Annotated in this window: 22 protein-coding genes and 2 pseudogenes; 13 read left to right on the top strand and 11 right to left on the bottom strand. The window is 68.0% G+C overall.

Annotation, left to right across the window (positions count from 1 at the left end):
• Positions 1–240: pseudogene (locus tag GOPIP_RS10785) on the bottom strand (HNH endonuclease); the annotation flags it as partial.
• A gap of 805 nt (positions 241–1,045) precedes the next feature.
• On the opposite strand from GOPIP_RS10785, the gene GOPIP_RS10795 reads away from it, so the two are divergent.
• From GOPIP_RS10795 to GOPIP_RS10825, 7 genes are all read left to right on the top strand, one after another.
• Complete coding sequence (locus tag GOPIP_RS10795; protein WP_020170045.1) at positions 1,046–1,444, top strand: RidA family protein; 399 nt, start codon at positions 1,046–1,048, stop codon at positions 1,442–1,444.
• Positions 1,445–1,458: 14 nt separating this feature from the next.
• Positions 1,459–2,661 carry a winged helix DNA-binding domain-containing protein gene (locus tag GOPIP_RS10800; protein ID WP_006369676.1) on the top strand — a complete coding sequence of 401 codons (1,203 nt, stop codon included), beginning with the start codon at positions 1,459–1,461 and terminating at the stop codon, positions 2,659–2,661.
• Between the two features lie 76 nt (positions 2,662–2,737).
• On the top strand, positions 2,738–3,448 hold the full coding sequence (locus tag GOPIP_RS10805) for a DUF899 domain-containing protein (RefSeq protein WP_006369677.1): 711 nt from the start codon (positions 2,738–2,740) through the stop codon (positions 3,446–3,448).
• On the top strand, positions 3,445–3,957 hold the full coding sequence (locus GOPIP_RS10810; protein WP_006369678.1) for an SRPBCC family protein: 513 nt from the start codon (positions 3,445–3,447) through the stop codon (positions 3,955–3,957). The genes GOPIP_RS10805 and GOPIP_RS10810 overlap by 4 nt, the downstream gene beginning before the upstream one ends.
• Positions 3,958–4,058: 101 nt before the next feature.
• On the top strand, positions 4,059–4,763 hold the full coding sequence (locus GOPIP_RS10815) for a response regulator transcription factor (RefSeq protein ID WP_006369679.1): 705 nt from the start codon (positions 4,059–4,061) through the stop codon (positions 4,761–4,763).
• Between the two features lie 64 nt (positions 4,764–4,827).
• Complete coding sequence (locus tag GOPIP_RS10820) at positions 4,828–6,330, top strand: HAMP domain-containing sensor histidine kinase (protein WP_035727738.1); 1,503 nt, start codon at positions 4,828–4,830, stop codon at positions 6,328–6,330.
• Positions 6,331–6,398: 68 nt separating this feature from the next.
• Positions 6,399–8,009 (top strand): alkaline phosphatase D family protein, encoded by a 1,611-nt coding sequence (locus tag GOPIP_RS10825; RefSeq protein ID WP_244421135.1) that lies wholly within the window; start codon positions 6,399–6,401, stop codon positions 8,007–8,009.
• 33 nt (positions 8,010–8,042) lie between these two features.
• On the opposite strand, the gene GOPIP_RS10830 is transcribed toward GOPIP_RS10825, so the two are convergent.
• Positions 8,043–8,882: a hypothetical protein gene (locus GOPIP_RS10830; protein WP_006369682.1), complete on the bottom strand. Its 840-nt coding sequence runs from the start codon at positions 8,880–8,882 to the stop codon at positions 8,043–8,045.
• Between the two features lie 17 nt (positions 8,883–8,899).
• Entirely contained in the window at positions 8,900–10,069 is a 1,170-nt protein-coding gene (locus tag GOPIP_RS10835) for a DNA adenine methylase (protein ID WP_006369683.1), read from the bottom strand.
• Positions 10,070–10,120: 51 nt separating this feature from the next.
• Between GOPIP_RS10835 and GOPIP_RS10840 the strand changes: the two genes are divergently transcribed.
• The gene (locus GOPIP_RS10840) at positions 10,121–10,546 is read left to right on the top strand and encodes an HIT family protein (RefSeq protein WP_006369684.1); all 426 of its coding nucleotides are present in this window, start codon (positions 10,121–10,123) and stop codon (positions 10,544–10,546) included.
• Positions 10,547–10,664: 118 nt separating this feature from the next.
• Here GOPIP_RS10840 and GOPIP_RS10845 read toward each other — a convergent pair whose 3' ends face one another.
• Positions 10,665–12,779, bottom strand: a complete 2,115-nt coding sequence (locus GOPIP_RS10845) for a RecQ family ATP-dependent DNA helicase (protein WP_006369685.1) — start codon at positions 12,777–12,779, stop codon at positions 10,665–10,667.
• Between the two features lie 146 nt (positions 12,780–12,925).
• On the opposite strand from GOPIP_RS10845, the gene GOPIP_RS10850 reads away from it, so the two are divergent.
• The 4 genes and pseudogenes from GOPIP_RS10850 (at position 12,926) to purD (ending at position 19,055) form a co-directional block, all read left to right on the top strand.
• Positions 12,926–14,200, top strand: coding sequence for a bifunctional glycosyltransferase family 2/GtrA family protein (locus GOPIP_RS10850; protein ID WP_170320194.1), 1,275 nt, complete (start codon positions 12,926–12,928; stop codon positions 14,198–14,200).
• A gap of 67 nt (positions 14,201–14,267) precedes the next feature.
• Complete coding sequence (locus tag GOPIP_RS10855; protein ID WP_006369687.1) at positions 14,268–16,442, top strand: ArnT family glycosyltransferase; 2,175 nt, start codon at positions 14,268–14,270, stop codon at positions 16,440–16,442.
• Positions 16,443–16,492: 50 nt separating this feature from the next.
• Positions 16,493–17,740 (top strand): annotated as a pseudogene (locus GOPIP_RS10860) (low temperature requirement protein A).
• A gap of 61 nt (positions 17,741–17,801) precedes the next feature.
• The gene (purD, locus tag GOPIP_RS10865; RefSeq protein WP_211602017.1) at positions 17,802–19,055 is read left to right on the top strand and encodes a phosphoribosylamine--glycine ligase; all 1,254 of its coding nucleotides are present in this window, start codon (positions 17,802–17,804) and stop codon (positions 19,053–19,055) included.
• A 59-nt stretch (positions 19,056–19,114) separates the two neighbouring features.
• Here the strand turns inward: purD and GOPIP_RS10870 are convergent, their stop codons facing one another.
• The 7 genes from GOPIP_RS10870 to GOPIP_RS10895 form a co-directional block, all read right to left on the bottom strand.
• Entirely contained in the window at positions 19,115–20,044 is a 930-nt protein-coding gene (locus GOPIP_RS10870) for an alpha/beta hydrolase (RefSeq protein WP_006369691.1), read from the bottom strand.
• A gap of 33 nt (positions 20,045–20,077) precedes the next feature.
• On the bottom strand, positions 20,078–20,233 hold the full coding sequence (locus GOPIP_RS29985) for a DUF8730 family Cys-rich protein (RefSeq protein ID WP_211543704.1): 156 nt from the start codon (positions 20,231–20,233) through the stop codon (positions 20,078–20,080).
• Positions 20,233–20,865 carry a mycothiol-dependent nitroreductase Rv2466c family protein gene (locus tag GOPIP_RS10875; RefSeq protein ID WP_006369692.1) on the bottom strand — a complete coding sequence of 211 codons (633 nt, stop codon included), beginning with the start codon at positions 20,863–20,865 and terminating at the stop codon, positions 20,233–20,235. Before GOPIP_RS10875 ends, GOPIP_RS29985 begins: the two co-directional genes overlap by 1 nt.
• Complete coding sequence (locus GOPIP_RS10880) at positions 20,862–21,275, bottom strand: DUF302 domain-containing protein (protein WP_006369693.1); 414 nt, start codon at positions 21,273–21,275, stop codon at positions 20,862–20,864. Before GOPIP_RS10880 ends, GOPIP_RS10875 begins: the two co-directional genes overlap by 4 nt.
• Before the next feature lie 48 nt (positions 21,276–21,323).
• Positions 21,324–21,590 (bottom strand): metal-sensitive transcriptional regulator, encoded by a 267-nt coding sequence (locus GOPIP_RS10885; protein ID WP_006369694.1) that lies wholly within the window; start codon positions 21,588–21,590, stop codon positions 21,324–21,326.
• Between the two features lie 68 nt (positions 21,591–21,658).
• Positions 21,659–23,749, bottom strand: a complete 2,091-nt coding sequence (locus tag GOPIP_RS10890; RefSeq protein ID WP_081482497.1) for an MMPL family transporter — start codon at positions 23,747–23,749, stop codon at positions 21,659–21,661.
• Between the two features lie 171 nt (positions 23,750–23,920).
• On the bottom strand, positions 23,921–24,679 hold the full coding sequence (locus GOPIP_RS10895; RefSeq protein ID WP_006369696.1) for a DUF6882 domain-containing protein: 759 nt from the start codon (positions 24,677–24,679) through the stop codon (positions 23,921–23,923).
• 121 nt (positions 24,680–24,800) lie between these two features.
• Between GOPIP_RS10895 and GOPIP_RS10900 the strand changes: the two genes are divergently transcribed.
• Complete coding sequence (locus tag GOPIP_RS10900; protein ID WP_006369697.1) at positions 24,801–25,403, top strand: TetR/AcrR family transcriptional regulator; 603 nt, start codon at positions 24,801–24,803, stop codon at positions 25,401–25,403.
• Positions 25,404–25,412: the final 9 nt, after the last annotated feature.

Here is a 25,412-nt window from a genome sequence, read left to right on the forward strand (position 1 = left end):
CCGGCCGAGTCTCTCGGCATGCTCGATGACCGAACCCCACACGCCGGTCTCGGACCGACCAGCGAGATGCTCACGAAACACCCGCTCCGCCAGCGCCGCGGCAGCCAGGACCGTCCGGGCCTCGTACTTGCGGGACTCGCGCAGCAGATCCGGGCCGATCTCGATGAGCTCATCGCGCGACATCGACGTGATCGCGGCAGCGTCGGCATCCGGATCGGTGAACGTCAACACACTCGACATCCGAACAACCTCCCCTCCGCAGCGATCGAACCTTATGGGCACAAGTGTACGAAGTGGTACCGACAAAACCGGTCCGGCTAACGTCAGCTCGACAGAATTTGTGGACAACTATTCTCCGGCGCGTCGAGCGGGTAGTGGATGTGGTTGCGATACTTGTCATCTCACCATGGTCTCGAGGCTCGCCGCACGCGGCTCGCACCTCGACCACCGGGGGAAGGGTCGACCATCGGTCAGGAAATGCGCCGTCGGTCAGGAAACGGCCGTCATCCGTTCCGATGGTCGAGGTGCCGAGGAGCGCCAGCGACGAGCCTCGAGACCCCTCTCGCCGATGAGTATTCGCACCACTCGGTTAGCCGGAACCAGCGCCGGCGCAGTCGGTCTCGAGGCTCGCCGCACGCGGCTCGCACCTCGACCATCGGGGGAGGAGGGCAAGCGTCGGGAGGTGGAAGCGCTCCACCATCGGGGGGATGGAGCGAGCGTCGGTCAGAAAATACGCCGTCGTTCTACTCCGATGGTCGAGGTGCCGAGGAGCGATAGCGACGAGCCTCGAGACCCCTCTCGCCGATGAGTATCCGCACCACTCGGTTAGCCGGAACCAGCTCCGCTGCAGGCGGTCTCGAGGCTCGCCGCACGCGGCTCGCACCTCGACCATCGGGGGAGGAGGGCCAAGCGTCGGGTGATGGAAGTGCTCGACCACCGGGGGAAGGGGCGAGCGTCGGGTGATGGAAGTGCTCGACCATCGGGCGGGCGGCATGGGTACGGCGAACATGCGAGACGCCGGATTCCGCGACGGTAGGATCGGCGCATGTCGAGAGTGCACCTCAATGGATCTACGACCCTGCACGACGGTGGATTTCCGTATAGTTCGACGGTGTCGCCGGGCCCGCTGCTCTTCACGGCCGGGATCAGCCCGCTGGATGAGAACGGTGCGGTGATCGAGCCCGGCGATGTCGTCGCGCAGGTGCGCGCGTGTCTGGGGAACCTGGCGGCGGTGCTGGGCGAGCAGGGGGCGACGTTCGGCGACGTGGCCAAGCTGACAGTTTATGTGGCAGAACCTCTTCAGGCGGATCTGTACGTCGCATGGGAAGCGGTGAGTGCCGAGTTCGATGTAGTCCCGCCGACGATGATGATGGGTGTGTCGGTCTTGCCGTACGACGGGCAGGTCGTCGAGGTCGACGCGGTGGCCGCGCCGCCGCAGTCGTGAGCGGGGGAGCGACCATGAGTGGTGCGCGACCACGGATCACCGATGCCCAGCGCCGAAACCGGTTGCTGCGCAGACACTGTCTCGCAGAAGGTCACCACGCCGCGTCGGTGGTCGACGCTGCCGCGGCCGTCGTCGGATTGCACGCGACGACGCCGTCGACGGTGTATCTCTCGGCGTGGGCGCGGATCGACGGTTTCAATACCGACAGCATGAGCGCGGCCCTCTACGGTGACCGAACGCTGATCAAGCAACTGGCCATGCGCCGAACACTTTTCGTGTTCCCCGACGGCATCCTTCCCGACGCGGTCGGGGCGATCGGTGCGCGGGTCGCGGCCTCCGAGCGAACCAACATGCTGCGTGATCTTCGCCGCGCCGAGGACATCGCCGATCCCGAAGGGTGGATCGATGACGCACGTGCCGCGGTGCTCGCCGCGTTCGCCGACGGCACCACGATGACGTCGGCGGAACTGCGTGCTCGCGTGCCGGAGTTCGATCGGCAGGTCGTCGTGAGCCCGGGCAAATCATACGGCGGTTCGAGTCCGTTGCTCCCGCGAGTTCTCAACATGTGCAGTGCTGCAGGAGAAGTCGTACGCGGTCCCAACAACGGGGGCTGGCACGTGTCGAGGCCGTCGTGGTCGGCGATGGACCGCTGGCTCGGCAGACCGCTCGACGTCCCCGATCCCGCCACCGCACACATTGCACTCATCCGGCGATGGCTCGCGCGATTCGGTCCGGGTACCGAGACCGATCTCGTCTGGTGGCTGGGATCGACCAAACGCGATGTGCGACAAGCGCTGGCGTCGCTCGACGTTGTCGAGGTCGATCTCGACGACGGTTCCGTCGGGTATGTCCTCGCCGACGATCTGCCCGGCGGCCCCGACGACGATCCGCTGCCGCCCGAAGCCCTCCTGTTGCCCGAACTCGACCCGACGACCATGGGTCACAAGGTGCGCGACTTCTACCTCGGCCCACACGTCGATGCCATCTTCGATCGCAACGGCAACGGCGGCCAGACGGTGTGGTGGGACGGGCGGATCGTCGGCGGCTGGCATCGAGAGGCCGGCACACGGGTAGAGGTCCACCTCTTCGAGAAGTTGCCCGCGGCTGCACGTCGAGCCGTCGCCGCCCGCGCCGATGCCCTGTCGGAGTGGCTCGGTGAGGTGCCCTTCCGGCCCGGCTACCCACCGCCCTACCTGCGCGAACTGCGGGCGCGATGAATTCCGGTGCCGTCGCCGGTCAGTCTCTGGAGGTCCGCGCACCCACACCGCGCACACCCACACCCAGGAGGTTCCGATGACCGCACCGACCCACCCGGAAGCCGACCGAGGTCTACCGCCCGTTGCCGATGAGGCGACGTGGCGGGCCGCACTCGCCGACCTGCGCCGTCGCGAGAAAGCTGCTACCCGTGAGCTCGACGCCATCGCCGCGCAACGTCGCCAACTGCCGATGGTCGAGGTCGCCGACCACACGCTCACCGGCGCCGACGGCCCGACATCACTGTCGGAGATCTTCGCCGGCAGGTCACAATTGATCACCTACCACCACATGTGGAACGACGGCGCCGAGTTCCAATGCCCCGGATGCACCGGATTCACCTCGCAATTCACCCGACTGGAGTTCCTCCAGAACTATGACGCGCGGTTCGTGATCGTCACCAACGGTCCGATCGACGAGGCGTTGGCCTACAAGCGGCGAGTCGGCAACCAGATGGAGTGGTTCTCCGCCGCGGGCACCGACTTCGGTGCCGAGATGGACGCCGCACCCGGAGGCGGGTTCGCGGTCAACGTGTTCATACGCGACGGGGACCGTGTCTACCGCACCTGGCACACCAACGGCCGGGGCACCGAGCAGCTGAGCCACACCTTCGCATTGATCGACCTGCTCCCTTGGGGACGACAGGAGGTGTGGCAGGACTCCCCGGACGGCTGGCCGCAACGCCCCACCTACTCCGGATGGGCGGGCAGCGAGCAGATCGCCGACAGCTATGGAGAGGGCCCGCGATGAGCGCCAACCGCACCCAGCCCGACACCCCCGATCAGCCCGACACCGAGTCGATGACCGTCACGCGTCACGTCGACGCCCCTCCGCAGGCGGTCTTCGCCCTGCTCTGCGACCCGGTCCGACACCAGGAGACCGAACCGACGGACTGGGTGCGCGACGCCATCGACACCGCGCCGATCACCCGGCCCGGACAGATCTTCGCGGTCAACATGTTTCTCGAACAGGCCGGCGGGCACTACGTGATCCACAACCTGGTCACCGCATACGAACCCGACCGGGTCATCGCGTGGCTGCCCGGGCAGCTCAACGACTCCGGCGACCACGAATCCGGCGGCTGGTGGTGGCGTTACGAGCTCACACCCGACGAGGACGGCACCGTGGTGCGGCTCACCTATGACTGGACGAACACGCCGTCGGCCTTCCGCGAGCAGGTCGGCGGCATGCCGCCCTTCGGCCGCGGCTTTCTCGAGCAGTCTCTGGCCAGTCTCGACGCCGCGCTCTCCCGGACCTGAGCGGCCGCCCGCAGTCTGCCCATCGCCGCTGGTCAGGCCTTACAGAAAGCTCCCAGCCGGATGTCAGCCGCATGGCAGACTGAGGGCGGAAGGTGATACACGTGAGCGAAACGGGTCAGGGAGCGAAGGTCCTCGTCGTCGACGACGAGGCGAACATTCGTGAATTGCTATCAGTGTCATTGAAGTTCCAGGGCTACGAGGTGGAGACCGCCGCGGGCGGCCCCGAGGCCATCGACCGATGCCGCAACTTCAAACCCGACGTCCTCATCCTCGACGTGATGATGCCGGGGATGGACGGTTTCGGTCTGCTGCGGCGCCTCCGCGCCGACGGGATCTCGGCGCCCGCGCTGTTCCTATCGGCCAAGGATTCGGTCGAGGACAAGGTCAACGGACTCACCGTCGGCGGCGACGATTACGTCACCAAACCGTTCAGCCTCGAAGAGGTGGTGGCGCGGTTGCAGGTCCTGTTGCGGCGCAGCGGTTTCGACGAGCGAGCCAAAGAGGTCTCGCGGGTCACCTTCGCCGACCTCGAACTCGACGACGAGACCCACGAGGTGTGGAAGGCCGGCAAGCTGATCTCGTTGTCGCCGACCGAGTTCACCCTCCTGCGCTACTTCATGGTCAACGCGGGCACCGTGCTGTCCAAGCCACGCATCCTCGACCACGTCTGGAACTACGACTTCGGGGGCGAGGTCAACGTCGTCGAGTCCTATGTCTCCTACCTGCGCCGCAAACTCGATTACGGTGTCACGCCGCTGATCCACACCTTGCGTGGCGTCGGATACGTCATGCGGGAGCCGCGGTGAGCCTGAACCCACATGGCCCGAACCCACATGACACGGATCGGACCGATTGCGGCACGGTATCCCCATGAGCGTTCGCACCCGATCGGCAGCGCCGCCGGCCGACCCACCGGCAGGTGCCCCGGCAGCCCCACCCGCGACGAAGGCGGCAAAGATCCGCACACGTGGTGTTCCGCTGCGTATTTCGCTGGTCGCGCTCACCATGGTGCTGGTGGCGTTCGGGTTGCTGGTGTCAGGAATCGCGGTGACCTCGGCGATGCGCTCGGACCTGCTCTCGCGCACCGATCAGGGTCTGGTGTCGGCGGTGGGGACCTGGGCCAAACCCCGCAACCCGGACATGGATCAGACGCAGGGCCCGCCCATCGGACCGCGCCGGCCACCATCGTCGTTCTTCGTGATGACCACCCTCAACTCCGGGCAGGTCATCTCCAACGCCAACGATTTCACCCACACCCCCGACCTCAGCGGACTGCCCGATGGCAACGTCTCGCCGACGACGGTCGGGTCGCAAGACGGTGACGGCCCGCAGTGGCGTGTCATCAAACACATTGGCCCCGACGGGGTTTCCGTGGTGGCCGTGCCGCTCTCCGATGTGAACAAGACCCTGTCACGACTGATGTGGCTGCAGTTCGGCATCGGCGCGGCCGTGGTCGTGGTCCTCGGCGTGCTCAGCTATCTGGTGGTCCGGTCGAGCCTGCGGCCACTGCGCCGGGTCGAGGAGACCGCCCACGCGATCGCCGCGGGCAACCTCAACATGCGGGTGGCCCCGGGCCCGCCCAACACCGAGGTCGGTAGCCTCTCCGCCTCGCTCAACACGATGCTCGGCCAGATCCAGCACGCCTTCGCCACGACGGCCGCCTCCGAACAGCAGGCGCGGCACTCCGAGGAGAAGATGCGGCGCTTTGTCGCCGACGCCAGCCACGAACTCCGCACCCCGCTGACCTCGATCAAGGGGTTTGCCGAGCTGTATCGGCAGGGCGCGGTCGCCGACCCGGGCGATGCGATGCGCCGGATCGACGACGAGGCCGGCCGCATGAAGCTCCTCGTCGAGGATCTGCTGATGCTCGCGCGGCTCGACGCCCACCGACCCCTCAATTCCGAGCCCGTCGACATGTTGATGCTGGCAGCCGACACCGTGCAGGCCTCGCGTGCCGCCGCCCCCGACCGGGAGATCCGGCTGCAGGTATCGCCGTCGGACGAACCGCCCGTCGTGCGCGGCGACTCGGCGCGGCTGGTGCAGGTCATCCGCAACCTCGTCAACAACGCCGTCGTCCACACCCCGCCGGAGGCGACGATCACCGTCGGCGTCGGCGTGCTCGACGGAGTCGGCGACGTGCTGGTCACCGTCACCGACACCGGTCAGGGCCTCACCCCCGACGAGCGCTCACACGTCTTCGAACGCTTCTATCGCGGCGACAGTTCGCGATCGCGGGGCGAGGGCGGTGGCAGCGGACTGGGCTTGTCGATCGTGGCCGCGCTGGTCGACGCGCAAGGTGGCCGCGTCGGGGTCGACTCGACGCCGGGCGAGGGCGCCTGCTTCTGGGTGCGGCTGCCGCGACTCGCGGACTGACCGGCACCGTCACCCCCACGTCACCCGGAGTTCGCGGTCCCGTCGCCGGAATGGGCGATTCTCACACCATGCCCCCAGGATCTGTTGAACCGTCCACGTCCACACGATCTGCCGGCACCTCCACCCGTCGTGAGTTGCTACGTGCGGCGGCGATCGGTGCGCTGGTACTGCCCACCGGATCGGTGATCGCCGGCCGCGCGAGCGCCGCACCCGCCTCACCGGGCCTGCTGCGTTCGCGCCCACGCCTGACCCACGGGGTGGCCGCGGGCGATCAGAGCGCGAGCGGCGCGGTGGTATGGGCACGCTCGGACTCGCCGGCCCGAATGATCGTGGAGACCTCGGCCACCGAAACCTTCCGCAACACACGGACTTTCACGGGCCCGCTGCTGACCCCGCTGACCGACGGCACCGGCCGGGTGCGGGTCGCCGGACTCCCACCGGGACAGACCGTCCACTACCGGGTTCACCTCGAAGGCCCCACCGGTGCGGTCGGCGAGCCCGTCACCGGCATGTTCCGTACCGCCCCGGTCACCGCCGGCGACGTGCACTTCCTCTGGTCGGGTGATGTCGTCGGGCAGGGCTGGGGAATCAACCCCGACATCGGTGGCCTCCCCGTCTTCGGGGTGATGGCCGACCGCGCACCGGACTTCTTCATCCACTCCGGCGACGCCATCTACGCCGACAACACCATCGACCCCACCCAGAAGCAGAACAACGGGCAGCTCTACCGCAGCATCACCACACCCGCCAAAGCGCATGTGGCACAAACCGTCGACGACTTCCGCGGCAACTACGCCTACAACCTGACCGACGGAAACTACCGGCGATTCGCCGCGAGCGTCGGCCAGCTCATCCAGTGGGATGACCACGAGGTACTCAACAACTGGTACCCGGGGGAAAACCTGACCGGCCAGAAACGAGACGGTTACACCCAGACCGACGTCAACACCCTGGCCCGTAACGCGCGACAGGCCTGGCGCGAATGGCAGCCGGTCTCCGAGGCCACCGAAAACCGGGTGTACCGCAAGGTCTCCCACGGTCCGCTGCTCGACGTCTTCCTGCTCGACATGCGCACCTACAAGGACCCGAATCCGGCCAACTGGTCGACCACCGACGACGGCGGCATCCTCGGTGCCGAACAGACGCGCTGGCTCATCGACTCGCTGCGATCGTCGAGGGCGACCTGGAAGGTGATCGCCAACGACCTGCCGATCAGCATCGTCGTTCCCGATGCGCTGTCCGATCCACGTCACGGCCCGAAGTCGATGGAGGCGGTGGCACAAGGGGATCCGGGCGCGCCCCGTGGCCGGGAGATCGCCTTCTCGAAGGTGTTTTCGCAGACCAAGAACGTCACCGGCAAGGTGTTCCTCACCGCCGACGTCCACTACACCGCGGCCATCTCCTACGAGCCCGACCGCGCCACCTTCCGCGACTTCTCCCCGTTCTGGGAGTTCGTCAGCGGACCCCTGCACGCCGGCGCGTTCCCGGTCAGCCCGCTCGACGCCACGTTCGGCCCGCGCTACGAGTACGTCCACGCCCCGCAGAAGGCCAACACCTCACCGGCGGAAGGCTTTCAGCACTTCGGGGAGGTCCGCATCGCCAAGGACACCAAGGTCCTCACCGTCGCCCTCTGCGACTCCCACGGACAGGTGTTGTACACCAAGGAGTTGACGCCCTGACCAGATGCGCGCCGACGAGCCGATCGGGTGCGCTCAGATCAGCCGGCGCAACCGCGCGAACTCGGTGACGTCGGCGCGGAAACGGTCGAGGGTGACCAGGGTGTACATGCCGTCGATCTGCCGGTCCACCCACAGCTGGTGGATGCGCCGCAGATCGGCCTGGCGGGATTTCCATCCGATCCCGTCGATCACCGCGAGGACCAGCTGCCGCGGCAACCGCACCTCGGCCATCTCCTCGATCTCCCGGACCGCGTCGGTGAGTTTGGAGCCGGTCGAATCGAAACCCTTTGCCGCGACCACGATGTCGGGTGCGTTCGGATCACCGACGATCAGATCGGCCGGTGCGGTGCGTCCGTTGCGGCCGGAGAACCGGGAGCGGGTCACGTAGTCGAGGCCCAGATCGCGGGCGATGTCCTCGATGTGGTCCTCGATGCGGCGGCCCGACGCACCCGCGCGTGTTGCGGTCAGTCGGGTGCCGGCGCGGGCGACGAGGATGTCGGCGAAGGTGTAGGTACGGTCCATCTGGGCGGTGAGCATGCGCACCAGGTCGAACTCCTCGTCGAGCCACGTGATCAACTCGACGGGCCGCTGCCGCGCCAGACCGTGCCACCCGGAGGTGTCGAACCGGTCGCGCAGAACGTTTTTCAGCTTCTCCTGCGACAGTCCGATGGCCAGACCCAGCACCGGGACATCACCGGGATTCTCCCGTACCCACGCCGCGAGACCGGCGACGTCGGTGGCCATCAGCTCACCGAGTCCGGCGGTGGCGGCCGCGATGTGCTCGGCCTCGGGTGTCGACGCCGTCGGATCGACGTGAGAGGTCAAGCGTCCCAGCGTCTTCAGGTACTCGTCGAAGTCGGGCGCGTCGGCCATCGGCTCGGTGGTCCCGCTCAGTCCCGACCGATGAACAAGAACTCGCTGACGTCACGCCGCGCCGCCGCGGCATGGGTGCCGAAGCTGTATTTGTGGTCGATCGCGATGACCTCGACATGTGGCTTGACCTTGCCGAGCAGATCGACGATGCGATCGGGGCCGGGTAGCGCGTTCGACGAGTACGACAGCACGATCGCGCCGGCGTCGGTGAAATGGTCGAAGGTCCGCACCAACGCGTCGTCGATGGAGTGTTTGTAGGCGAACGGGGTGTACCGCTTGGGTAGCTTCTTGGTCTTGGTGTTCTCCATGATGGTCATGCCCTGCCAGTAGGCCGACAGCCCTTCGAGGAAGTGATAGCGCTTGATGTAGTCGTTGTCGTCGGACGGCGGGGCGTACGGCGGATCGAGGTACACCAGGTCCGGCGCACCCCCGAGTACTCCGGTGGCGTCGAGATCGAAAACGTCGCCGCACGAACTGTGATGCCGTGAGCCATTGCTGAACACGGTCGCGTTGTAGTCGGCCGCGGCCCGCAGCCGGAAGTGGTCGCGCAGCGACATCTGCAGATCACGGCGTCCGTCGGCATATCGGCTGGAATCGGTGAAGGTGAACACCCCGCGCGGTTGCTTGCGCGCCGCGGACAACACCAGCGCCGAGATCGCCAGATCCCGCCGATAACCCCGCAGCCGGTCGATGTGCGACCAAGCCGAATCCAGGAACGCGCGATCGGCCGCGTCGAAGTACAGCCCGTCGAAGGTCGAGGAGATGAAATCCCGGTCGTCGGCGGGCGGACCGCAGATCTCCTCGATGAGGTCGGCCTCGAGCCGCACCGACGAGTTGACCACGGTGGCGCGGGTGATGACGTGCGGGAAGTTGAGGAAATCGTTGGTGGCCACCGTGAATCCCTGCGCCTTGAGCAGGTAGGACACGACGCCCGACCCGGAGAACGCGTCAACGGCGGTGCTGCCGCCGATCTCGGCGAAGGTGCGCTCGAGATGCGGCAGCAGACGGTACTTGGAGCCCATGTACCGCAACCGCGGAAAGCGCTGCGCGGCGGCGACGATGTCGGTCGAGGCGACACGTCGAGACGATGCGGTGGGGGACTCGGCGCGACTCACAGCAGCAAGGATGTCACGGGCCCCCGACAGTGTGTCGCCAACACGGCGGTTGGCCGACACGGCGGTGAACATCTTGGCTGCGCCCGGACCCCCGCGGCCCGGCCGCACCCTAGACTGAGGTGCATGTCGTCGGTTTTCACGAAGATCATCAACGGAGAGCTACCCGGTCGGTTCGTCTGGCAGGACGGACAAGCCGTGGCGTTCCTGACCATCGAGCCGGTCACCCCCGGACACCTGCTGGTGGTACCCCGCAAAGAGGTCGATCACTGGGAGCAGATGGACACCGCCTCCTTCACCCACCTCACCGACGTCGCGCAGAAGGTCGGCCGCGCGGTCAAGGAGGCGTTCGACGCCCCGCGGATGGGACTGCTGATCGCCGGCCTCGAGGTGCCGCACGTGCACATCCACGTCTTCCCGGCGCTGAGCATGGAGACCTTCGACCTGACCAACGCCCGCAAGGACATCACCCCCGCCGAACTCGACGCCGATGCCGAGAAGATCCGGGACGCGCTGCGCGCGACGGGCTACAGCGAGTACGTGAACGACTGACGTCCATCAGTCGACCCCCGCGTCGATCAGTATGACGTTTCACCCGGATTCCGGAGGAACCGTCATACTGATCAATCGGCTCCGCCGGCGCAGGGTCTCGAGGCGCGGTGCCGCGCCCTCACACCGTCCGATGGATCAGCAGGGGCAGCACCGCGGTCGCGCCCGCATCGCGTAAAGCGCTCGCGGCCAATGTGATCGGCCAACCCGACCGGGACTCGTCGACGACCAGCAGCACCGCCCGGCCCGCCACCCCGGCCGGCGGCTCGCCGAGCCGGGCCTGCCAGAACGCGGCCTCGGCGGCACCGGGAGCGTCCCGGGGTGGGCCGTCGCCCATCTGTACGGGCATCGCTACGCCGTCACGTTTGCCGACCGAGCACAGATGCGCGGCGAGATCGGCGGCCAGGGTGGTGCCGGTCAGACGCAGCGAACAGATGAGATCCGGCCGGATACCGGACTCGCGGCCCCACGCCGACAGTGTCGCCACCGCCGCATCACCGAGGTCGGCGAGCGCCTGCGCATCGTGATCGCGTGCGGCGGCAAGCAACTCCGACCACTCCGGTGCGTCGGCGTGCGCGAGTACCCGACCGGGTTCGGCCAGACGCGCGGCGGGAATCCGGCCGCGCCCGACCTCACCGCCAGGCCACATCTTGCGGGGCTCGAGGACCTGCGCGGCCCGCCGAAGCGAGACCGTCACCGAGCGCACCACCGCCGGGTCGACGGCGTCGTCGAGTGGCTCGGTGAGATGACCGCGACATACCGAACAACGGCCGCACGCCCCGGCATCCGGGTCGTCGAGCGACTCGGTGAGCAACTGCATCAGGCAGCGGCGTGAGGAGATGTAGTCGCGCATGATGTCGGCCTCGCGGCGGCGCACCGCGAGCACGCCGTCGTAGTGTGCGGCGTCGAAGGACCACGGCCGGCCGGTCGCCGACCAGCCGTCGGAGCCGCGTTCAGTGGCGCCGTCGACGGCGAGTTGCTTGAGCATCAACTCGATTCGGCCCCGCCGCACACCCGTCTGCGCCTCGAGTGCGACGACGCTCAGCGGCTCGTCGGCCTCGCCGAGCGCGTCGAGGACCACCTGCATGCGCTTGGGGTCGGGGATGGTCGCGGTGGCGAAATGCTCCCAGATCGCGTCGTCGGTGGCCGAGGCGAGCAGCATCACCACGGCTTCGTCGAGCGCACGCCCGGCGCGACCGACCTGCTGGTAATAGGAGACCGGTGAGGGCGGCGATCCCACGTGCACCACGAAACCGAGGTCGGGTTTGTCGTAACCCATGCCCAGCGCCGAGGTGGCCACGAGTGCCTTGACGTCGTTGCGCAGCAACGCATCCTCGAGCTGGTGGCGTCGATCGGCATCGAGCTGCCCGGTGTAGGCGGCGACCGGGAGGTCGTCACCATGGACCGCTCGGATCGCGCCGACAAGCCGGTCGGCGTCGGCGACGGTGAGGACGTAGACGATCCCCGACCCCGGCAACTCCGGGAGATGCTGCGCCACCCACGCGTACCGCTGGATGGGGGAGAGGCCGTCGATCACGTTCAGGTGCAGCGACTTTCGCGCCAGCGAACCGCGCAGCACCAGGGTCTGTGTACCGGCGCCGCCGCCTGCGCTCATCTGTGCCGCGACGTCGGCGGTGACCCGCTCGTTGGCGGTGGCCGTGGTCGCCAGCACCGGCGTGTCCGGGTTGAGCGTCCGCAGGACATCGGCGACGCGCCGATAGTCCGGCCGGAAATCGTGCCCCCAGTCCGAGATCGCATGTGCCTCGTCGATGACGAGCAGACCGAGCCGCCCGGCCATCGCGTCGAGCACGCGACGCCCGAACCCCGGATTGGCCAGCCGCTCCGGCGACACCAACAGCACATCGAGATCGTCGGCGCGCAATGACGCCTCGATCTGGTTCCACTCGGACACATTCGACGAGTTCAGCGTCGCTGCGCGCAGGCCGGCCCGCTCGGCCGCCGACACCTGATCGCGCATCAACGACAACAGCGGTGACACGATCAGCGTCGCGCCGTGCCGACGCTGCCGCAGAATGGCCGTCGCCGCCCAGTACACCGCGGACTTGCCCCATCCGGTGGCCTGCACGACCAGCACCCGCGCGGCCGCAACCGTGGTCAGCCCCGCGATCGCCTCGAGCTGATCATCGCGCAGCGCGGCACCCGGCCCGGCGAGGCTGGTGATGACCGCTTGCGCGGCCGCGAGATCCGGTGAGTTCAGCGTCTGGGTGCCCGACATGCGCCCAATCTATCGTCCTGCGCCGACAACGCCCTGACCTGCGCAGATCCGGCATCGCGGGCGCGGTGCGCAGGGGGTGTCAGCTCACAGGTAACTGGCAGGTCGAGCGCAGAGTGGGGTCAGCCGGGGCCGCGAAGCTTATGGGCATGACGACAGAAGCGATCCCGCAGGCCGCCGCCCCGATCATGGTGGTCGCCGACAGCTCCGCCGCTGCCCCCGTCCTCGACATCGTCGTTCCCGTGTACAACGAGGAGAACGACATCGCCCGATGCCTGCAGCGACTGCACGAACATCTCCGTACCAACGTGCCGTTCTCGGCGCGAATCACCGTCGCCGACAACGCGAGCACCGACTCCACGGTCGCCATCGCCGCGGGCATCGCCGACGAGCTCGACGGCATCCGCGTCGCCCATCTCGATGAGAAGGGACGCGGCCGCGCGCTCAAGGCCGTGTGGTCCCGCAGCGACGCCCAGATCGTCGCCTACTGCGACGTCGATCTGTCCACCGATCTCAACGCGCTGATGCCGCTGATCGCCCCGCTGATCTCGGGCCACTCCGACGTCGCGATCGGCACGCGGTTGTCGAAGGATTCGCGGGTGGTGCGTGGGCCGAAGCGCGAGTTCATCTCCCGCTCGTACAACCTGATCCTGCGAACCACGATGCGCGCCAAGTTCTCCGACGCCCAGTGCGGTTTCAAGGCGATGCGCACCGACATCGGCCGTCAGGTGCTGCCCTACATCGAGGACACCGGGTGGTTCTTCGACACAGAGCTTCTCGTCATCGCCGAACGCATCGGGTTGCGGATCGCCGAGGTACCGGTCGATTGGGTCGACGACCCCAACAGCACCGTCGACATCGTTTCCACCGCCGTCGAGGACCTCAAGGGCTGCGCACGGGTCGGTTACGCGCTCACCTCCGGCAAGCTGCCGATCGCCGACCTGCGCACCACGGTCGGCCGCGAACGTGCGCCCGGCCCGGCGATCGCGGGTGTGCCGCACGGCATGGTCGGCCAACTCGTGCGGTTCTGCGTCGTCGGCGTCATCTGCACGATCGCCTACGCCGTCCTCTACCTGCTGTTGCACTCCTTCCTGGGTGCGCAGGTGTCCAACTTCGTGGCGCTGGCGGTCACCGCTGTCCTCAACACCGCGGCCAACCGGCGTTTCAGCTTCGGTGTGCAGGGGCGCGAGGATGCGGTCAAGCATCAGTTCTTCGGTTTCGGGGTGTTCCTGTTCGGGTGGGCGGTGACCGCGCTGTCGCTGTTCGGTCTCGATCACTTCGCCCCCGGCGCGGGCAAGCACGTCGAGTTGCTGGTGCTCGTGATCGCCAACCTGGTGGCCACCGCCACCCGATTCGTCGGACTACGGTGGGTGTTCCGCTCGCATCTGCAGCGTCGCCCGGCCGCCGGGTCCGCGCAGCCCTGACTCCGGCGAGCAACCGACAGATCCGCGCATCACAACTCCCCCGCGCAGCGGGCCGGTGAAAGAGACCATGAGCGAACGCGACAAATCCTCGATCCCCGAGAATTCGCCCCCGACCAGTACCACCTCCCCTGTTGCGGCCCCGGATGAGAACTCCCGGGGCCGTAGCCCTGTCTCGGTACCCGCCGATCCGCCGGCGGTGTGGAAATGGTCGACGCTGGCCGCACTGATCGTGGTGACCGCGATCATCGACCTCTGGCACCTGTCGCTCAACGGGTGGGCCAACTCCTTCTACTCGGCGGCCATCCAGGCCGGCTCGCAATCGTGGAAGGCGTGGTTCTTCGGTTCGTCGGACATGGCGAACTCCATCACCGTCGACAAACCTCCTGCCTCGCTGTGGATTCCGGCGATCTCGGTCCGTATCTTCGGGCTCAATTCGTGGGCGATCCTGGTGCCCAACGCGTTGATGGGTGTGGCGTCGGTGGCGCTGCTGTACTGGATCACCCGCCGCTACCTCGGGCACTGGGCGGGCATCCTCGCCGGCGGCGTGCTGGCGTTGACGCCGGTCGCGGCGATGATGTTTCGCTTCAACAATCCCGAGGCGCTGCTCATCCTGCTGATGATCGCCGCGGTCTGGGCGTGTCTGCGGGCGGTCGAGGATGGTCGGCTGCGGTGGATGATCCTGGTCGGTGTCTTCGTCGGATTCGGCTTCCTCACCAAGCAACTCCAGGTCATGCTGATCGTGCCGCCGCTGGCCCTGACCTACCTCGCATTCGGGCCCCACGGGTGGGTCAAACGTGTCGGGCATCTGGTGGCTGCGCTGGCCGCACTCGTCGTCAGCGCGGGCTGGTGGATTCTCACCGTCGAGCTGTGGCCGGCGTCGTCGCGGCCCTGGATCGGCGGTTCGCAGAACAACTCGATCCTCGAACTCACGTTGGGCTACAACGGTTTCGGCAGGCTCTCCGGCGACGAGACCGGCAGCGTCATGCCCGGCGGCGGACGCGGATACGACCGCGGCGCCTTCGGCGGCATGGGCTTTCCCGGCGACTTCGGCGGACCCGGTGGCCCCGGCGGTCGCGGCGGCATGTGGGGCGAAACCGGGATCTGGCGGATGTTCCAGCCCGCCCAGGGCGGCCAGATCGCCTGGCTCATCCCGAGCGCGCTGATCCTGGGTGTCGGTGCGCTGGTGATCCTCGGCCGCTACCGCAGCGCCGCGCGCACCGACCCGCGTCGCGCCTACCTCTCGGTGTGGGGGCTGTGGCTGGTCATCACGATGGCGGTCTTCAGCTTCATGGCCGGCATCTTCCACAGCTACTACACCGCAGCGCTCGCACCCGCGGTGGCGGCGGTTCTCGCCGGCGGCGCCGCCGTGGCCTGGCGGGTGCGCGAACGGCTGTGGGTGCGCATCCTGCTCGCCGTCGCGGTGTGGTTCGGCGCGATCTGGGCGTTCGTGTTGCTCGGGCGCTCACCGGATTTCGTGCCGTGGCTGCGCTGGATCGTCTTGTTCGTGGGAGTGGTCGGCGGTGCGGTGATGCTCCTCGCGCATCGTGTCTACCTCTCGTCGCTGGCCCTGGTGTTAGCGCTCGTCGCGGGCCTGGCCGGTCCGCTGGCGTACACGATCGACACCATCACCACCGCCAAGCAGGGCTCGATCATCAGCGCGGGACCGCGCGTCGAGGGCGACGGACCCGGTGGATTCGGCGGTCCCGGACGCGGCAACCGGCGCCCGCAGATGCCCGGCGGTATGGGTCAGATGCCCGGAATGGGCCAGGGTCAGATGCCCGGCGGTATGGGACGGTTCCCCGGCATGGGTCAGATGCCCGGCGGATTCGGCGGGCGCACCGGCGCCTACGGCGGTATGGGTGGCATGGGCGGTCCGGCCGGCGGGTTGCTGATGGGCTCGACGCCCAGCGCCGAGATGGTTGCGACGCTGCGCAGCAACGCCGACGACTTCACCTGGGTCGCGGCGGCCATCGGGTCCAACACGGCGTCGGGATATCAACTCGAATCGGGCTACTCGGTGATGCCGATCGGCGGCTTCAACGGCACCGACCCGTCGCCGACACTCGCGCAGTTCCAGAAGCTGGTGGAGCAGAAGGAGATCCACTACTTCATCGGTGGCGGCATGATGATGGGTGGGCGGTCGGATGGCCCGTCGGCACAGATCACCGAGTGGGTGGAGAGTCATTTCACCAAGTTGACGATCGACAATGTCACCTTGTATGACCTGACGTCACCGACCTGATCCGTTAGGGTGCCCTGGTGACTTCACGGATCGGGCATCGGCTCGCACGGATGACCGGCCGCGATCCGCACCAACCGGGGCGGGCCGCGACCAGTCTGGAACTGTTCTACGACCTCGTCTTCGTGGTGGTGTTCTCCGTCGCGGGCACCCAGATGGCGCACTACCTCGCCGAGGGCCATTACCGGACAGCGGTGTTCGGCTACGTGCTGTGTACCTTCGCCGCGATCTGGGCGTGGATCAACTTCAGTTGGTTCGCCTAGGCCTTCGACACCGACGACTGGTTCTTCCGCGGTGTCGTGCTCATCCAGATGATCGGTGTCGCGATCCTGGCGTTGGGTGTGGCGCCGGTGTTCAGCTCGATCGAACATCACGAACACGTCGACATCCGGGTCGTCGTCATCGGCTACGTGGTGATGCGCGTCGGTTTGCTCACGCAGTGGATCCGTGCGGGTCTGCAGAGCGCGGAGTATCGCCGCACCTGCTTCACCTACGCCGCGGCGGTCTTCATCGCGCAGGTGGCCTGGGTGATCGTCGCGATCGTCGACCTCGCCCTATGGCCCACCATCATCGCGATCGCCTTCTGCGCGTTCATCGAACTCCTGGGTCCGATCGTCGCCGAGAACTTCGTCAAACCCACACCCTGGCATCCGCACCACATCGCCGAGCGGTACTCGCTGCTGACGATCATCACCCTCGGCGAGGGTGTGGTCGCCACCGTCGCGGTGATGCAGGCGGCCGTCGAAGCGCAGGGGTGGTCGGTGCAGACCGCGGTCTTCGGGGTCGCGGCGATCGTCGTCACCTTCGCGATGTGGTGGATCTACTTCGTCATCCCCGTCGGCGACCGATTGCACGCGCGCCCCGACAAGTGCTTCCCCTGGGGCTACGGGCACATCATCATCTTCATGGCGGCCGCGGCCACCGGCGCGGGTCTGGAGGTCGCCGCGCTGTGGACCGAACACGAGGCCGCGATCGGCCCGGGGGTGGTCGTCGCGACCGTTGCGGTGCCGCTCGGCATCTACTGCCTGAGCATGCTGGCCATGTACGACTACCTGTTGCCGTTCGATCCGGTGACCCTTCTGTGCGGGGCGGGCACCATCGCGTTCCTGGTCGGCGGGGTCTGGGCCGCCGACGCGGGGTTGTCCCTGTCGGCGGCGGTGGTGCTGGTGGCGTGTGCGCCGCTGTTCATCGTGGTGGTCGACGAGATCTTCGGGACGACGCGACGCGCCAACACCCTCGGTGTGCCCGAGGACGCGCCCACCCGGCATCCGGACTGCCCGATCGATCTCACCGAGCGGTGACGGCCGGTGGCCGAGAATCCCGCGCGGACCGGCCGGGTCCCGACGAATTAGAGTCATGCACGTGCGCGTACTCGTGATCGGCTCGGGCGGCCGCGAACATGCCCTGCTCCTCGGTCTCGCCGACGACCCGTCGGTCACCGAACTCCATGTCGCGCCCGGCAATGCCGGCACCGCGGCGATCGCCACCAACCACGGCGTCGACGTCGCCTCGGCCGACGAGGTGGTCGCCCTGGCGCGGACCGTCGCCGCCGACCTCGTCGTCATCGGCCCGGAGGTGCCGCTGGTGCTCGGCGTCGCGGACGCCTTGCGCGCGGCCGGTTTTGCCACGTTCGGCCCCAGCGCCGACGCCGCCCGGATCGAGGGGTCCAAGGCGTTCGCCAAGGACGTGATGGCTGCGGCCGGGGTGCGCACTGCCCACGCCGAGGTCGTCGACAACCCGGCGAATCTCGACGCCGCACTCGATCGCTTCGGGCCGACCTGGGTGGTCAAGGACGACGGACTGGCCGCCGGCAAGGGCGTCGTGGTGACCACCGACCGGGCCGCGGCGCGTGATCACGCCGCCGAATGCCTGGAGAGCGGTCACCCGGTGCTGCTGGAGAGCTTCCTGGACGGCCCCGAGGTTTCGCTGTTCTGCCTGGTCGACGGGGAGACCGTGGTACCACTGATCCCCGCCCAGGACCACAAGCGCGTCGGCGACGGCGACGCCGGCCCCAACACCGGTGGCATGGGCGCCTATACGCCGTTGCCCTGGTTGCCCGAAGAGGTCACCGCGCGGATCGTCACCGAGGTCGTCGAGCCCGTCGCCGCCGAGATGGTGCGGCGGGGTTGCCCGTTCAGCGGGCTGCTGTATGCGGGGCTCGCGATCGGCGAGCAGGGGCCTGCGGTGGTCGAATTCAACTGCCGCTTCGGTGACCCGGAGACCCAGGCCGTGCTCGCCCTGCTGAAATCCCCTCTGGGACAAGCGCTCAACGCGACAGCGACCGGCACTCTGGCCGACCTGCCGCCGCTCGAATGGGCCGACGGTGCCGCCGTGGTGGTGGTGATCGCCGCCGAGAACTATCCGGCGAGCCCGCGAACCGGTGACGTGATCACCGGCGCCGAGGGACCCGGTGTGCTGCACGCGGGTACCAAACGCGACGCGGAGGGCAACATCGTCTCCGCGGGTGGACGAGTCCTCGGAATCGTCGGCGTGGGCGAGGATCTCGCGGCGGCACGCGCGCAGGCCTACGAGCGGGTCGCCGGTGTCAAACTCCCCGGCTCGCATCATCGCACCGACATCGGCCTGGCCGCACTGGAGGGCCGGATCTCCCTGTAGCCCGTCTCCCTGTCACCCCGTCCTCCGGTAGCTGTTGTCCGCCAATGGTTTTTGAGGGGTCACGCCTGCAGGCTGCGGCCGAGGAACTCGATCTGCTCGGGTAGGACGCCGCGCCAGTAGCGGTTGTCGTGGCCACCGGGACCGCTGGTGAACGCGGCGGGCGGATGCAATCCGGCCGCCCACTGACGCGTGTAGGTGAAGAACTGATCGCTGGAGCCGACCGCGATCATCAGCGGGATCCGACGGAACGCGTCCTGCTGGCCGAACAGTGAATTCTGTTGGTAATCGGCATAATCGTCGAAGGCGCGCGGCGGGAAGGTGCGTGGATCGGCCCACAGTGCCGGTGAGCTGACAGCGATCGCCGCGACCCGAGGGGCGCCCAGGTTCGCACCGATCCGCAGCGCCCCGTAGCCGCCCATCGACCAGCCGTAGAGGCCGATGCGATCGGTGGACACGTCGAGATCCGGGTGGGCGGACAGCATCGGGATGAACTCATCGATGACCATGGCCGCGCCGTCGGTGCCGTCGGCGCGGCGATGCCAGTAGTTGCGCGCCCCGTCGACCGCCGCGATGGCGAACGGTGCGTTGCCGGCGTCGACGTGGGTCTGCAGTGCGGTGTGCATCGCCAGTGGCGGGGTGAAGATCGTCGTCTCGCCGGTGCGCAACGCGTGCAGCACCACGACCACCGGCAGCGTTCCGCTCACGCCCGCCGGACGTGCCACCGCCCAACCGGTGTCGCGGCCGAGCATGTGTGACGAGGTGAAGCTGCCGGTGACCAGGGCCGGACCGTCGCCGACCGACGGCGACGACGGGATCGTCGAGGATGGCGACGGCAACAGATCGTCCGCCGGTGGGAGTGCGGCGCGGTTGTTCTCCAGCGCCACGGTGTCGTCGGCGCACGCCGCGAGCCCGAGGGCGAGTGCGCCGAGTCCGCCGCCGAGCACGCCACGCCGGGACAGTCGCTTCGGGGTGGATCGGTCACGGCTCATCGCCGACAACGATAGTGGGGGGACGGGACCCGCTCAGCGCCGGCGGCGCAGCAGTCCCCGGCGCGGCGCGTCGGGATGACCGGGGCACCATTGCGCCGCGGGCACCGAAGCCTTCACCTGCGCGACATGGCGGCCGCATCCCGACCAGGTGGTCTTGCCGCAGTCGCGGCATCGGACGGCGTGACACATCAGGCGACCTCCGCCAGATCGGGTGGTCCGGACCGCGGGCGCTCGACCTGCGCAAACGCCTCCGTTCCGGCGAGGGTGGTCAGTGCGTCGAACAGCCGGTCGGCCTCGTCGCGGCCGGGAATCCCGGTGAGCACCGGACCGAAGTAGGCGCGTCCGTCGAAGACGGTGATCGGACTGCCGCCGGTGCCGCCGAGCGCCTCCTGACTGACCCGGTGAGCGCGGCGCACCACATCGTCCAAGGAGGAATCATCCATCGCGGCAACGAGATCGGCGGGCAGTGCGCACTCCTGGAGTGCCTCGCCCACCAGGCTCGCCGACAGTGCGCGTCCCTCGCTGTGGAGTCGACGGCCGAGCGCGAAGTACAAGTCGCGCATCGCCTCGTCTCCGGCGGCGGCCAGAAGCCGGCCCGTCCGGCGCGAGACGGTCATCCGCTCGGCGTGGGCGCCGCCGACCTCGCGGTCCTCGTTGAGGACAGCCAGACTCATCGGACGCCAGATGGCGGGTACGCCCCGACGCTCGGCCACGCCGGCCAACCACCGGGATGCGGCCCAGGCGAACGGGCATGCCGGATCGACGTAGATCTCGACGACACCGACACCGACACCGGGATCGGTTGTGGGCGAGGAGGTCACGAGCGCACCGTGGTACTCAGCGCGTCGATGGCCGCGCGCAGTTTCGTGGTGGCGGTCGCGGCGACGTCGGGGAGCCCGGGGGCGTCCGCGACGGCGACCATCAGGTCGGGATTCATCGCCTCGACGATGATCGAACCCGCGCGCGAGGTGTCCTCGCGGACCACCACATTGCACGGCAGCAGCAGACCGATCTGCCGGTCGACGCCGAGTGCGGCGTGGGCGAGCGGCGGATTGCAGGCGCCGAGAATCAGGTAACGTTCCATGTCCTCGCCGAGTTTGGCCTTCAGTGTCGCGGTCACGTCGATCTCGGTGAGCACGCCGAATCCTTGTTCCGACAGTGCTTCTCGGGTGCGCGTCACCGCCTCGTCGAAGCTCGTGTCGGGCAGTGTGGTGGCGATGGCCAGATCCATCGGGATTCCTTTCTCTCGTTCTCGTGACTCGTGTGACCCGACTCGTGGTCAGGCGAGTGCGAGGAACAGCTTTTCCAGTTGATCGGTGGTCATGGGTTCGCCGGTGGGTTCGTCGCCGGCGATGCATTCACGCAGACCGGTGGCGACGATCTTGAAACCCGCCCGGTCGAGTGCCTTGGACACCGCGGCCAGCTGTGTGACCACGTCCTTGCAGTCGCGACCCTGCTCGATCATCGCGATGACACCGGCGAGTTGGCCGTGCGCCCGGCGGAGTCGGTTGAGTACGACCGCGATTGCTTCTTCGTCGCCGACCATGTGGGTTCCCTTCGCTGTGGATGTGCCGACACCCATGATACCCCTCGGGGTATACCTCGGAGGAGGTGTCAATGGCCGAACGAGATCGTCGGCAGCAGCCGATCGAGCCATCGGGGCGTCCACCAGGCCCCATGACCGGTGATCCGCAGGAGCACCGGAAGCAGCACGAGGCGGATCAGTGTGGCATCGAGCAGGACCGCGACGCCCAGGATGATGCCCATCTCCTTGGGTGGGAGTGGTTGGGCCAGTGCGAAGGTGAAGAACACCGCCACCATCACCGCGGCGGCCGCGAAGATGATGCGACCGGAGTAGGCGAGTCCGTCGACCTGCGCGGTCCGCGGATCACCCGTGCGCTCGTAGTGCTCCTTGGCGGTCGCCAAAAGGAAGACGGTGTAGTCCATCGCGATCGCGAAGATCATCGCGAAGAAGAACACCGGACCCCAGCCGTCGAGGAAGCCCTGCGGGGTGAAGCCGAGCAGACCCGAACCGTGCCCGTCCTGGAAGATCAGCGTGGCGACACCGAAGGCCGCGCCCGTCGACAGCAAGCTGACCAGGGTTCCCAGCAACGCGATCACCGGGGCTCGCAATGCGACCAGCAGAAGCAGGAAGCCCAGTGACAGGATGACGGCAACGATCACCGGGAACCACGTGTTCAGCGCGTCCTGTAGATCGAGGTTCTCCGCCGCGACGCCACCGACGAGGGCGCCCGCAGGAACCCGGTCACGCAGATCGGTGAGTATGCCGGCCATTTCCGGCGCGGACGGATCGACCGACGGAATCGCTTGCAGCATCGAATATCCCGAGTTGTCCGGTGCGGCCTGGGCCGGCGTGACCATGGCGATACCGGGCGTCTGTGCGGCTGCGGTGGCCGTTGCCGGAGCGTCCGGGGTGGCAACGATGATCTGCAGTGCACCGGGGGCGCCGGGACCCATGTTGTCGGCGACGATCTGATAGCCCTGGCGGACCGGCGCGTCGTCGGGAACGACGGTGATCGACGGCATTGCGACCTTCAATCCCAGCACCGGCAGCGCCAACAGGATCAGGATGGCGAGCGAGACGACGGCGAACGGCCACGGGTGACGATGCAGCAGCTCTCCCCAGCGCCCGAAACGGTGCGACCGGTGCTCCTGCTTCTTCGCCCACGGCAGCGAGCCGGCATTGACCTTGCTGCCCAGGGCCGACAACACTGACGGCAGCAGGGTCATGGTGGCCGCGAGGACGAAGACGACGGCGAGCATGATCCCGACGGCCATCGTGCGCACCGCGGGTGCCGGGACCATCAGCACCGCGGACAAACTTACCAGCACCGTCAGACCCGAGAGCAGCACTGCCTTGCCCGCGGTCTCCATGGTCTCGGCAACCGCTTGTTCGGGTGTCTCGCGTAGCGCGATCGCCGCGCGAAAGCGCGACACCATGAACAGTGCATAGTCGATACCGAGCGCCAGGGCGAACATCATCGCGAAGTTCATGGCCCACACCGAGATCGGGGTGAGCGTGTTCAGCAGCACCAGGCCACCGGCCGAGGCGACGAGTCCGGCGATGGTCAACAGCAGGGGAAGCCCCGCGGCCATGAGCGAACCGAACGCGATCACCATGATCGCCAGCGTGATCGGCCAGGAGAACATCTCGGCCTTGATCATCGCCTCGTGATTGGCCTTGTTGAAGTCGCTCCACAGCGCCGAGGCCCCCGTCGGATACACCTGGATCCCGTTGCCCGACAGTCCGGTCAGTGCGGCCTTGTGATCATCGACCGCCTTGACCATCGCGTCGGTGTCGGCAGCGGCGCCGATGATGACGATCGCGGTGTGGCCGTCGCGGCTGACGGTCATTCCCGGTGTCGGGGCGATGACCGGACCGAACCGCGGGTCGCTGCGCGCGATCCCGGTGATCTCGGCGATCACGTGCCCGACCGCCGGGTCGGTGACCTGGTGGTCGTCGGAGTGGATCACCACCTGGACCGCAGCCGACGAGTTGCCGCCGAAGTGTTGTTGTGCGAGCTCGCGGACCTGCACCGACTCCGATCCGTTGGCCTGCCATCCGGCGCCGGCCAGGGAACCGAACGCACTCGGCGCCGCCGTACCGAGGCCGATGACGAGCAGGAACCAGATGCCGAACACCCACCGGCGGTGCGTCGCGGTCCAGACCCCGAGGTGTCCCATCGGGCCGGGCCGGGTGTCGTCTGCCGCCGCGGGTGCAGGGTCGTCGGCAACGGTGGTGGAGTGGTCGGTCGAGTCCACGGAGAATTCTCCCTCGCATCGTCAGATACCCCTGGGGGTATTGGTCGGTGACGACGAATATACCCAGGGGGGTATCGAACCGCAAGGGGTGGGTCAGGCGGGCAGGGCGCGCTCCAGCGGGCGGCCGTTCACGTCGAAGGACAACGCCAGGCTCGATCTCTGGTCGGTGAGGACGCACTGCGAGATGTCGGAAGCCGCACCGGCCGGGGTCGCGATCTCGTTGGGGCGCTGCCACATCACGTGCCAACCGAGCCGGACCGCCAAGCCGTGCAGGGCCACGCGATGATCGCCGACGGCCACCTCGCCGAGAAGTGTGGGCAGCGTCGCGACGAGGTCGGAGAAGGTCGGTTCGGCAAGTGGCAGGCCGGTCACCTGGACGATCTCGAACCCGCCGTCGGCGTCGTCGATGCGCACGACCGGTCCCGCGCCGCTCAGTTGGGCGGCAACGGCACCGAGGGTCGCGGCGATCAGATCCGCGCGCTCCGAATCCGGGCCGCCGGTGCCGGGCACGCTCAGTTCCGGGGAGATCAGTGCGGCAACGCCGAGGCGTTCGCCCGCGCGGCGCAGCTCGGCCAGACGGAGATCGGTCGGCAGGTCGGGGGAGGTGCCGGCCCAGGCCCACCGGATCACCCAGCCCGACGCTCCGGCACGGCGTACCGAGGCCACCGGTGATCGGTGGGCGCAGATCCGCCGGCGCGGCTCGGTGGTTGCGGCGAAGACCACCGTGGTGCCCTCGACGGCAGATGTGTAGCTGCCGAGGTGCTGGGTGAGGTAGGTATCCAGCGCGACGCGGCGCAGTCCGGCATACCAGGCGCCGCAATTGGCGACAGCGCGCAAACCGTCGAGATCCATGCGGGTCACGCTAGTGCCGGAATCGGCACTGTTGCCCCATCTGTCAGGTGATCGAACGACCGGTCCTTCGCGGTGGCTGATCCGCCGAAAAAGGGGTGGTGACCCAGGTCACCCTGGCAGCATGGTCGCCATGACATCGGCCGCCACCCCGAAGGGAACGAGGCGGCGGACTCGACTCATCGAGGCCGCCGGTGCGCTCCTGCTCGAAGGGGGTTTCGACGCCGTCCGGCATCGTGCGGTCGCCGACCGGGCCAACCTGCCACTGGCCTCGACGACCTACTACTTCGCCTCGCTGGAAGACCTGATGGCCGAGGCCGCCATGTATGTCACCCGTAGTGCCGACGAGGCGATCGCGGCCCGAGGAGCGGCGTTGACCCGGCGTCGGCGCGGTGTCGGGGCGACCGCGGAAGCGCTGTCGGAGGTCTTCATCGGGGCGCAGACCCCCATCGAGGATCTCGCCGCACGCTACGAACTGATCGCGCTCGCGCCCCGGTATCCGCTACTGCGCGACGTCGTCGAGGAGCGCAGGCACCACGTCTCGGCGATGCACGCAGAGGTTCTCGAGAAATCCGGCCGTCGCTCCGACCCGCATCACGTCGGTTGGTTGATCGCGGTCGAGGACGGTGCCGTCGTGGGCACCCTGGGCTGTGCCGAGACCTCGCCGTTCGAAGCCGCACGCGCGGCGCTGAACGGTGTAGTCGACATCCTGGCACCGCAAATGTGAAGACCTGCA

It is taken from the genome of Gordonia polyisoprenivorans NBRC 16320 = JCM 10675 (assembly GCF_000241325.1).
Classification (GTDB): domain Bacteria; phylum Actinomycetota; class Actinomycetes; order Mycobacteriales; family Mycobacteriaceae; genus Gordonia; species Gordonia polyisoprenivorans.

Bases quoted from the DNA above. Each gene is read 5' to 3' on its own strand.
- GOPIP_RS10870 (WP_006369691.1), bottom strand. From the start codon at position 20,044: ATGAGCCGTGACCGATCCACCCCGAAGCGACTGTCCCGGCGTGGCGTG.
- GOPIP_RS10840 (WP_006369684.1), top strand. From the start codon at position 10,121: ATGTCGTCGGTTTTCACGAAGATCATCAACGGAGAGCTACCCGGTCGG.
- GOPIP_RS10845 (WP_006369685.1), bottom strand. From the start codon at position 12,779: ATGTCGGGCACCCAGACGCTGAACTCACCGGATCTCGCGGCCGCGCAA.
- GOPIP_RS10800 (WP_006369676.1), top strand. From the start codon at position 1,459: ATGAGTGGTGCGCGACCACGGATCACCGATGCCCAGCGCCGAAACCGG.
- GOPIP_RS10835 (WP_006369683.1), bottom strand. From the start codon at position 10,069: ATGTTCACCGCCGTGTCGGCCAACCGCCGTGTTGGCGACACACTGTCG.
- GOPIP_RS10805 (WP_006369677.1), top strand. From the start codon at position 2,738: ATGACCGCACCGACCCACCCGGAAGCCGACCGAGGTCTACCGCCCGTT.
- GOPIP_RS10825 (WP_244421135.1), top strand. From the start codon at position 6,399: ATGCCCCCAGGATCTGTTGAACCGTCCACGTCCACACGATCTGCCGGC.
- GOPIP_RS10885 (WP_006369694.1), bottom strand. From the start codon at position 21,590: ATGGTCGGCGACGAAGAAGCAATCGCGGTCGTACTCAACCGACTCCGC.
- GOPIP_RS10810 (WP_006369678.1), top strand. From the start codon at position 3,445: ATGAGCGCCAACCGCACCCAGCCCGACACCCCCGATCAGCCCGACACC.
- GOPIP_RS10795 (WP_020170045.1), top strand. From the start codon at position 1,046: ATGTCGAGAGTGCACCTCAATGGATCTACGACCCTGCACGACGGTGGA.
- GOPIP_RS10890 (WP_081482497.1), bottom strand. From the start codon at position 23,749: ATGGGACACCTCGGGGTCTGGACCGCGACGCACCGCCGGTGGGTGTTC.
- GOPIP_RS10855 (WP_006369687.1), top strand. From the start codon at position 14,268: ATGAGCGAACGCGACAAATCCTCGATCCCCGAGAATTCGCCCCCGACC.
- GOPIP_RS10830 (WP_006369682.1), bottom strand. From the start codon at position 8,882: ATGGCCGACGCGCCCGACTTCGACGAGTACCTGAAGACGCTGGGACGC.
- GOPIP_RS10820 (WP_035727738.1), top strand. From the start codon at position 4,828: ATGAGCGTTCGCACCCGATCGGCAGCGCCGCCGGCCGACCCACCGGCA.
- GOPIP_RS10880 (WP_006369693.1), bottom strand. From the start codon at position 21,275: ATGGATCTGGCCATCGCCACCACACTGCCCGACACGAGCTTCGACGAG.
- GOPIP_RS29985 (WP_211543704.1), bottom strand. From the start codon at position 20,233: ATGTGTCACGCCGTCCGATGCCGCGACTGCGGCAAGACCACCTGGTCG.
- GOPIP_RS10900 (WP_006369697.1), top strand. From the start codon at position 24,801: ATGGTCGCCATGACATCGGCCGCCACCCCGAAGGGAACGAGGCGGCGG.
- GOPIP_RS10895 (WP_006369696.1), bottom strand. From the start codon at position 24,679: ATGGATCTCGACGGTTTGCGCGCTGTCGCCAATTGCGGCGCCTGGTAT.
- GOPIP_RS10850 (WP_170320194.1), top strand. From the start codon at position 12,926: ATGACGACAGAAGCGATCCCGCAGGCCGCCGCCCCGATCATGGTGGTC.